This window comes from Mailhella sp., assembly GCF_057866825.1.
In genome coordinates this window covers 1-9,245 of record NZ_DBMAHT010000076.1, presented here as the reverse complement: position 1 = coordinate 9,245, position 9,245 = coordinate 1, and the positions used below count along the sequence as shown (strand labels likewise).

The 9,245-nt window shown below is 62.6% G+C and carries 6 protein-coding genes; 1 reads left to right on the top strand and 5 read right to left on the bottom strand.

What is annotated here, in order from left to right:
- Positions 1–85: 85 nt before the first annotated feature.
- The 5 genes from ACZM96_RS07625 to lysS form a co-directional block, all read right to left on the bottom strand.
- On the bottom strand, positions 86–730 hold the full coding sequence (locus ACZM96_RS07625; protein WP_489488324.1) for an HAD family hydrolase: 645 nt from the start codon (positions 728–730) through the stop codon (positions 86–88).
- Positions 731–1,064: 334 nt separating this feature from the next.
- On the bottom strand, positions 1,065–3,755 hold the full coding sequence (gene bamA, locus ACZM96_RS07620) for an outer membrane protein assembly factor BamA (protein WP_489488322.1): 2,691 nt from the start codon (positions 3,753–3,755) through the stop codon (positions 1,065–1,067).
- Positions 3,736–4,458 carry an ABC transporter ATP-binding protein gene (locus tag ACZM96_RS07615; RefSeq protein ID WP_346664778.1) on the bottom strand — a complete coding sequence of 241 codons (723 nt, stop codon included), beginning with the start codon at positions 4,456–4,458 and terminating at the stop codon, positions 3,736–3,738. The genes bamA and ACZM96_RS07615 overlap by 20 nt, the downstream gene beginning before the upstream one ends.
- Positions 4,451–5,695 carry a lipoprotein-releasing ABC transporter permease subunit gene (locus ACZM96_RS07610; RefSeq protein WP_489488320.1) on the bottom strand — a complete coding sequence of 415 codons (1,245 nt, stop codon included), beginning with the start codon at positions 5,693–5,695 and terminating at the stop codon, positions 4,451–4,453. Before ACZM96_RS07610 ends, ACZM96_RS07615 begins: the two co-directional genes overlap by 8 nt.
- Positions 5,696–5,750: 55 nt before the next feature.
- Positions 5,751–7,256, bottom strand: coding sequence for a lysine--tRNA ligase (gene lysS / locus ACZM96_RS07605; RefSeq protein ID WP_346666643.1), 1,506 nt, complete (start codon positions 7,254–7,256; stop codon positions 5,751–5,753).
- A 929-nt stretch (positions 7,257–8,185) separates the two neighbouring features.
- On the opposite strand from lysS, the gene ACZM96_RS07600 reads away from it, so the two are divergent.
- A complete protein-coding gene (locus tag ACZM96_RS07600; protein WP_489488318.1) occupies positions 8,186–9,073 on the top strand; it encodes a phosphodiester glycosidase family protein in 888 nt (295 codons plus the stop codon).
- The last annotated feature ends 172 nt before the right edge of the window (positions 9,074–9,245 follow it).

Sequence of the window (9,245 nt, the reverse complement as noted above, 5' to 3'; positions counted from 1 at the left end):
CTTTAGCTGCGAAGCAGAAACAGGGGGGCGCGGGGGGAATTATTTCCCCCGCATGCCTTTCCTGTCTTTCCTGCCTTTTCTGCCTTTACATCAAATCAAGAAGTTCGAGGGGGGAGTGGATGACGGTGGAAGCGCCGGAGGCGCGGAGGAAGTCTTCGGTGCGGAAGCCCCAGGTGACGGAGACGCAGGGGACGCCGGCGTTGGCGGCGGTGCGGATATCGACGTCGGAGTCGCCGACGTAGAGGGTGCGGCTTTTATCGACGCAGAGTTCCTTCATGGCTTCGAGGAGGCTGTCGGGTTCGGGCTTGCGGCGCACGCCGGGGCGTTCGCCGAGGGCGGCGGGGAAGAGGCCGCCGAAGAAGGCGCGATTCAGTTCCTTGACCTCTCTGTCGGACTTGTTGGACACGATGCCGAGTTTCACGCCGCGCGCGGAAAGTTCGTTCAGCAGTTCCGGAATCTGCGGATAGGCGCGGGTATGATCGCGGCAATGAGCGGCGTAGTATTCGCGGAAGGAGGCAAAGGCCTGTTCAAAGTACGAGCTCTCCTCGCCGCCGGGCAGAGAGCGGATCATGAGAGTGCGCACGCCGTTGCCCACGAAGGAGCGCACCTCGTCGATGCTGCGGCGGACAGTGGTGCAGCCGGACAGGGCGTGGTTTACGGCGTCGGCAAGGTCTTCGAGCGTGTCGAGCAGCGTGCCGTCCAGATCAAAAATAATGGCATCGTATTTCATGGGAACTCTGTGCGCGGGGCGCGGGTTGGAGTGAAAAACGTTTGGGGCGCGAAGCCCGGAAAATGAGAACGCGCCGCAGGAAGAGGCGACATTCGGGGAAAACGGCGACGCGCCGAAGGACTGCGGAAGACATCTAAAGCCCGGGGTGCGAACTCGCGGGGCGGCAGGCGTCGTCTTCCGCCGTTTCGGCGGGCTCCCTGCTCTGGTTCTGCGGCGTCGCTCTCCCCGGTTCCGCCGTTCTACGCAAAAGGGGGAAGGTTGCCCCTCCCCCCTTGATAGTCATGCGGCAATCGCGGCGCAAAAAGCGTCCGCCGCTCGCCTCGAAGGATCCGGCCTAGAAGGCCTGACCCATCGAGAACTCAAACCGGCCGCTGTGGCGTCTGGTGCCGTCCGCGTTCTCGGAAAGCGGATAGCCGTAGGCAAAGCGCAGATCGCCCATCGGCGAGCGCCAGCGCACTTCCAGACCCGCAGACGAATACACCTTGTCGAACACGCTCGAAGTCTGCGCGCTGTCCGTGTTGAAGCCGATGTCGTAGAACGGCACGAAGGCCAGGCCCAGATCCGGCTTCACCACCCAGATGTATTCAAAGTTCGCGTAGCCCATGCGGTCGGAACCGATGGTTTCACCCGTTCTCGGATCCCGCGGCGAGATGTCGTCGTAGGAGTAGCCGCGAATGCTGCGGATGCCGCCTATCCAGAAGCGCTCGAACACGGGGATGGTCTTGTCGCTGTCGGCCTTGTACACCGCGCCCACGCGGCCGCGCACGTGCAGAATGTTGGTGTCGTTCAGGCCGTAGTAGAAGCCCGCTTCGAGAATCGGCTTGAAGAAGCTGTCGTCGCTGCCGGTCCAGGGGCCGCCGTACTGCATGTTCAGAGACACGCGCGTGCCTTCCGTGGGGAACGTCGCACGGTTGGTAGTGTCGCGCGAAATGCCCATGGACACCGTGCTCGCCCAGTGCTTGCCGCGGTACGCCTGAATGATCTGCGAAGCGTTGTCCGACATGTGATACAGGTTGTAACGCTCGAACTTGTAGCCGAAATTCACGTTCGTGTATTCGCCGATGGGATGGAACAGGCCGAGACGCACACCCGTGGAACGCTTGTAGAAGTACGACCATTCCTCATCGATGGTGTACGGGCTGATGGAGAAGCCCCAGTAGGTGTCGAACACGCGCGGGTTCACGAAGGACGCTTCAAGGTAGCGCTCGCTCGCCGACGTGTACGCCGACAGGCCCAGCGTGTAGCCGCGTCCGAACAGGTTGTTCTCCGTGATGGACGCCATCACGCCGAACTTGTCGTAGGTGGAGTAGCCGAAGCCCACGCTCACCACGCCGGTTTCGGTTTCCTTCACGCCCATCTTCAAATCCACTTCGCCGGGCGTGCCCGTGGGCACCACCGTGGGATTCACTTCACTGAAATATCTGGTCTTTTCCAGGCGCTGCGCAGAACGACGCATCTTTGCGCCGCTGAACTGCTGACCATCGGCCAGACGCATTTCACGCAAGATGACGTTGTCGCGGGTGCGGTTGTTGCCTTCCACCTCCACGCGGCGGATGTACTGACGTTCCCCGGGCTTCACCGTGTACACCACGTCCACCACGCCCGCTTCCGGACGCGGACGCGGATCCACATCGATGTTCGCAAAGGCGTAGCCGTAGTCGCTGTAAAAGTCCGTGAGCGCCTTCACGTCGTTCTGAAGCACTTCCACGTCAAAATAGTCGCCCGCGGCCTGATGCTCGTCCATGGTGATCTGTTCGCGGATGCGGTCTTCCGTGTCGATGAGATCGCCCTGAAGGATCACGTCGCCCACCTTGTAGTGTACGCCCTCGCGCACCCGGAAGATCACCCGGATGCCGTCGTCGTCATACTGCACTTCGGGGGCCGCCACCTGACCGTCCACATAGCCGTGCTTCATGAAATACGCACGGATGGCCTGCGAGTCGCGCTCCAGCAGATCGTCCTTGAGCACGCCCGTGCCCGTGAACCACGAAAGCAGACCGCGCTCCTTCAGAGAAAGGAAGTCCTTCACGTCGTCGGGAGAAATTTCCTTGAGGCCCTCGATGTCCACTTCCTTAATATAGAGCTTGCTGCCCTCGTTCACGTGCAGCACCAGCACCGCGGCTGCGCCGTCGGCACGCGGCTGCACTTCGTAGGTCACCTGCGCCAGGTAAAAGCCCTGCTTGTGATAAAGATCCGTCACCTTCTGCAGGTCGTCCGCAAGCACCTTCTCGTTGAGCACGGAGTCGGTGTGCGTGGACATCGCTTCGGTAATGTCGCCTATCTTCACGGCTTCCGAGCCTTCCACGCGCACCTCTTCAATGCGCGGCTTCTCCACCACCGTGAACACCAGCACCGGGCCGGCGCCCTTGTTTTCCACGTCGGCGCTCACGTCGTTGAAGTAGCCCAGATCCCAGATGTTGCGCACGTCTTCGTCCACGCGGTCCTCATCCACGGGATCGCCCGTGCGGGAACCTATGCGCACAAGCACTCTGTCCTTGTCGATGAACTTGAGGCCGCGCACCTGAATGTCCGCAATGCCGCCGCGCGACGCCTTGGCCGCCGTGCGCACCGGAGAGGCGGAATCCAGATCAATCACCATCTGGCCCACAAGGCTGTTCACCGCAGGCTGAAGCTCAAGAAGACTGGCCCCTTCCATGTGATACGCCCGCGAACCCGACGCCGAGGCCGGCACAAGCTGCATATCGAGACTGAAATGTTCGCCGACCTGGCTCAGACTGCCGTACACGGCGTAGCCCGCACGCGCCGAACGCGCGCGCTGCTTGGCGCTCGCCACCGTGGACGCCGCGCTCTTGCCCGACGCCGACGTGGGTATGACCGCAATGCCGTGCGCCTCGAATCCCTGACGCACCAGCGAGGGCAGATCTCGGGCAAGCTGCGCCTGCGCCGACGGAGCATTGACGGCGAAAGGCAACACCAGCACACGGGTTTGGGCCGCGTCCGCAAGACCCGCCCACACAAGGAGGCAGGCCACGGCACAGGCCAGACTAGAAAGAATCTTGCGCATAGAGCTCTCCCGATCTCAGTTCAAGGCTGCGGTCCATATTGTCCGCAAGTTCCCGGTTATGCGTCACTATGACAAGGGTCATGCCCATGTCGCGATTGAGTTTTTTCAGCACGTCCGCCACGCGGGCGCCCGTTTTTTCATCCAGATTGCCGGTGGGCTCGTCGGCCAGCAGCACCTTGGGGCACAAAAGCGTGGCCCGCGCTATGGCCGCGCGCTGCCGCTCGCCCCCCGAAAGCGTGGTCACGTGATGGTTCAGCCGTTCGGCAAGCCCCACCCGCTCCAGCGCTTCGGCGGCGCGTTCCAGCGCCTCGCGCCGCGGCATGCCCGCAATGATGGCCTGCATGGCCACGTTTTCCACCGTGGTGAACTCCGGCAGCAGATGATGAAACTGAAACACGAAGCCCAGTTCCCGATTGCGGAACTGTGCCGCTTCCTGCGGGGTGAGGGCCGAAAGATCGCGCCCCTCGAAAAGCACGCTGCCGCCGGTGGCGCGGTCGAGCGTGCCCAGAATGTGCAGCAGCGTGGACTTGCCCGATCCCGACGAGCCCACGATGGCCAGCGCCTCGCCCGCCTTCACGTCGAAGCTCACGTCGCGCAGAATGGTCAGTTCGCCGGCCGGGCTCTCCACGGTTTTCTGCGCGTGGCGCACCTGGTAGAGAGGATGATCCGAAAAGTCGATGGGAGCGAGAACGTCGTTATTCATAGCGAAGGGCCTCGGCAGGCACGAGACGGGCCGCCTGCCTGGCGGGATAGATGGTGGCCACGAAACACAGCAGCATGGACACCGCTCCGATGACAAGAAGATCCACCGGGTCGATGATGACCGGCAGGGTGTCCATCATGTACACGCCGGGAGGCAACTCGATGAACTGATACTTCTTGAGGAGCAGCGCCAGCACGATTCCTAGCACATAACCTATGGATGTGCCAACAGCCCCGATGATGGCTCCCTGAAACATGAAGATGCGCCGCACGCCCGCCGCCGTGGCCCCCATGGACATCAATATGGCGATATCCTTGGTCTTTTCCATGACCAGCATGACCAGCGACGTGATGATGGAAAACGACCCCACCAAAATGACCATGAGCAGAACGATGAACATGCCGAAGCGCTCAAGCTGAAGCGCCGCAAAAAGATTGGCGTTCATGTCGATCCAGTTGCGGGAATAGAAGGGAGGGCCGAGGCGCTGGGCCACGTCTTTGGCGATGTCGCGGGCGTCGTAGGGATTCTTCACGAAGGCTTCCACGCCGGAGACGTGCCCGTCGGGATAGCCCATGAGCTCCTGCGCCGCGCCCAGGGAAACGTAGGCGAGGCGGCTGTCGAAATCCGACATGCCGGACTTGAACACGCCCACCACCCGGAACGAGCGCAGCTTGGGCACAAAGCCCGCCGTGGTGCGCTGCCCGGCCGGAGACATGAGATTCACCCTGCTGCCCACGCGCAGATTGAAGCGCCGCGCCAGATCGTGACCCACGATCATGCCTGCGGGGCCGGACTCGCGCACGAGATCCTCGACGCTGCCGCTCTCCAGATGATGCAGAAGCGGCATGGACTCGCCCGCAGACACGGGATCAATGCCGCGCACCACCAGACCGGTAGCTCCCTGCGGCGTGGAAAGCAGCACTTCGGCGTACAGAAACGGCGTGGCCGACACCACGCCCGGAGTCTCGCGTATGCGCTCGATCACCTCGCCTTCGCCTTTGGCCGCCTCGGGTCCGAAGGCTCCGGCCTGCGTGGCCATGACCATGACGTGCGGATTCGCGCCGAGAATCTTCTCGCGCATTTCCTCGGTGACGCCGTTGTACACGCTCATGACAATGACGAGCGCCGCCACGCCGATGGCCACGCCGAGCACCGACATGAACGAAATGATGGAAATGAACGTGCGCTTGCTGCGCGAGGTGAGATACCGCGAAGCAATGAACAGCGAATACGACATAGATTCCCCTTTCATGGAAGCCCCGGCGAATCGCCGGGGCGTTGTTCCCGAAAGACTAGACCTCGGGGCGCAGCAGCGGGAAGAGCAGCACCTCGCGGATGGTGGATTCGTCGGTAAGCAGCATGGTCAGACGGTCGATGCCCACGCCTTCGCCCGCGGTGGGCGGCATGCCGTATTCAAGGGCGCGCAGATAGTCGTTGTCCAGCGGGCAGGCCTCGTCGTCACCCGCGGCCTTGGCTTCCACCTGCGCTTCAAAGCGCAGACGCTGATCCACGGGGTCGTTGAGCTCGGAAAAGGCGTTGCCGTATTCACAGCCGCAGATGAAGATCTCAAAGCGGTCGGTGATGTCGGGATTCTTGTCGTTGCGGCGCGCGAGCGGCGAAATTTCCGCAGGATAGGCATAAATGAAGGTGGGCTGAACGAGCTTCTCTTCCACGTCAAGGTCGAAAAGACGGGACTGCAGCTTGCCTATTCCCTCGCTTTCCATGAACTTTTCCCCGCGCGAGGTGAGATAGGCGCGCACGGCCTCCATGTCGTTGTAGAACTCGGGCCTGTGACCACCCACCTTTTCGAGCGCCTCGTGATAGGTCATGCGCGCCCAGCGGCCGGGGGTGAGATCCACTTCCTTTCCCTGATAGGTGATCACCGGGCTGCCGCACACCTTCGTGGCGATGTGCGCGAAAAGTTCCTCGGTGAGGTCCATGAGATCCTCGAACGTGGCGTAGGACCAGTAGAACTCGCAGGTGGTGAACTCGGGATTGTGACGGGTGTCGATGCCCTCGTTGCGGAAGCAGCGGTTGATCTCGAACACGCGCTCCAGACCGCCCACGATGAGGCGCTTGAGATAGAGCTCGGGCGCGATGCGCATATAAAGATCGATGTCGAGCGCGTTGTGATGCGTCACGAAGGGCTTGGCCGCCGCGCCGCCCGCAAGAGCGTGCAGCATGGGGGTTTCCACTTCCATGAAGCCGCGCTCTTCCATGAAGCGGCGGAACTCGCGCACGATGAGCGAACGCTTGCGGAATATCTCGCGCGTGCGGGGATTCATCACAAGGTCGACGTAGCGCTGACGATAGCGGGATTCCACGTCGGTGAGACCGCTGTGCTTGTCGGGCAGCGCGCGGAACGCCTTGCTGAGCAGACGCACGCTCGTGCAGCGCAGGGTGAGTTCGCCGGTCTTGGTGCGGAAGAGATGACCGGTCACGCCCACGATGTCGCCCACGTCGAGCTTCTTGAAGGCCGAAAACGCTTCGTCGCCGAGCACGCTCTTTTCGGCGTAGCACTGAATGCGGCCGCTGCGATCCATGACGTGGAAGAATATCACCTTGCCGAAGGAACGCGACGACATCATGCGTCCGGCAATGGCAAATTCCTCGTTCAGCGCCTCAAGCTCCTCGCCGCTCATGTCGGCGTAGGCCGCGCACACGTCTCCGGCGTTCTGCTTTCGCTTGAAATCGTTGGGATACAGCGGAATGCCCGCATCCAGAAGATCGCAGGCCTTGCCCACGCAGTTCTTTACAACTTCGTTCAGTTCGCCGTGATCGGCGAAATTCTCCAGCATGGGCATGAAATAGGCCGCATGTTCCGACTTCGTGGCAAGCTTGATGGGCTTGCGGGCTTTCTTCTGTGCTTCCAAAAGACACTCCGTTATCTGGCAGGGGCTCCGCCCCCTTGCATGTATTCGGCAGCGCTCGGCCTCCTGAAAAGGCCGCAACGAAAGACTCGCTTTCCGGCGCCGTAAAAATATGGGCGTAGGACAAATACGCCCGGTCGTCAAGTGCCGCGCGCCGCACCGGGCCGTGCGGGGAAGCCCCGCGGCGAGGGGGAAAACGAAGAGAAGTTCCCCAGCCGCCGTGGGACTGCGCCGCCGCCGACAACACGCCAAGGACGCCCCCGGCGGCAGGCGTCTCCGCAGAGTTACGAGCCCGAATGAAGGGGAAACGCCGAAGCGTTGTCAATCCACAGCCGGGAGACTCTCCGGTTCCCCGGGGCGAGGGGATGCGCCCCACGACACTGCCCGGAAGACGCCGCCGGACTTCACGCGGCACAGGAAATTGCCCTGCGCCGCGCGAAGTTCTGCCCCTGTTGAAGAAAGCTGACGGGCAGGCGTCCACCCTGCCGGGGACTCGGCAGGAGGCAGAGAAGACGTTCACGCCGTTCGGAAACGCCTTCCCGAGTCGCATGCCGCCAGAAAAACGCGCAGAACCCCACGGCTGCCGCCAAAAACACGCCAAGGACTCCCCCGGCGGCGCGCGGGGAAAAACGGCTATTCAAATCAGGAAGGCCCCCTCCCCGGCCGCCCTTCCCGCGCGGGGAAAAACGCGCGACCCGGCCTCAGCGCCGAAGGAGCGCACGGAAGGCGATTGTTTTTCTCCGGGGCTGCGGGCGATGGCCGAAACAAAAAGTCGCGCCGCAACACGCCGGAATGACGGAGCAATCCCCCCGCCCGCCGGGCGGACGCGCAGGGTTTTTCTTGCCCATCGGGAGCGAGTGGCTTACAACAGGGGCATGGACACCCTGCGAACCATAGCCTTCGCTCTGCTTCTGCTCGTGTTTCCGGCCATGCTCGGCGCGGAAGAACCCGAGCCTGCCCTTACGCTCCCGGGCGACGCCATTGTCTGGCTCAGTCCGGAAAAGGGGCTGGACATGGCAAGGCTGGCCTATGTGGAAGACAAGGGCGACGAGTTTTCCCGCCGCATCGTGATTCGGGTGCTGCGCTTCGATACCGACGAATACGACTTCCGCCTGTTCAGTTCCCGCTGGGAGGGGCAAAGCATTCCCACCATGCGCGAGTGGGCCGCCAGCAAGGCGCTCACCGCGGCCATCAACGCCAGCATGTACCTCAAGGACGGGCAGACCTCCACCGGCTACATGCGCAGCGGCGAACGCACCAACAACAGCCGCATTGTGAGCCGCTACGGCGCGTTCTTCGTGGCCGGCCCCAGAGAAAGCGGACTGCCCCGCGCCGCCGTGCTCGACCGCAGCGTGGACGACTGGCAGAACCTGCTGCCCCGCTACGACATTGTGGTGCAGAACTTCCGCCTCATGGGCCCCGACGCCCGGCAGATATGGCCCGCCAACGGCCCGGAACACGCCATTGCCGCCATTGCCGAAGACATGAACGGCCGCATTCTGTTCCTCCACTGCTCCGACCCCACCTCCGTCCACGACTTCGTGGAAGCCCTCAAGGCCCACACCGATCTCAATCTCAACAGCGCCATGTACGTGGAAGGCGGCAGCGAAGCCTCCCTGCTCCTCAGCCTGCCCGAATCCTTCCAGCTCTGGAACGGCATGTCGCCCGCCTCCTACATGTTTTCCTCCCGCGGAGACGCCATTCCTCTGCCCAACATCCTCGGCGTCATACGCCGCCAACATTAATAAAAGAAAACATCTCCCGACCGCGCCGCCGCTGTTGCCTCCGCGGCGCTTCTCTCTCCCGCGCCCGTTTGCGCAAGACACGCTGTACGGTCTGCATTGCTTGCACGACGGCGGCTGCGTTTAACGCCGGAAGTGAATTCCGGCTACTTGCCTGCCGTCGGCCGGGCTCCTG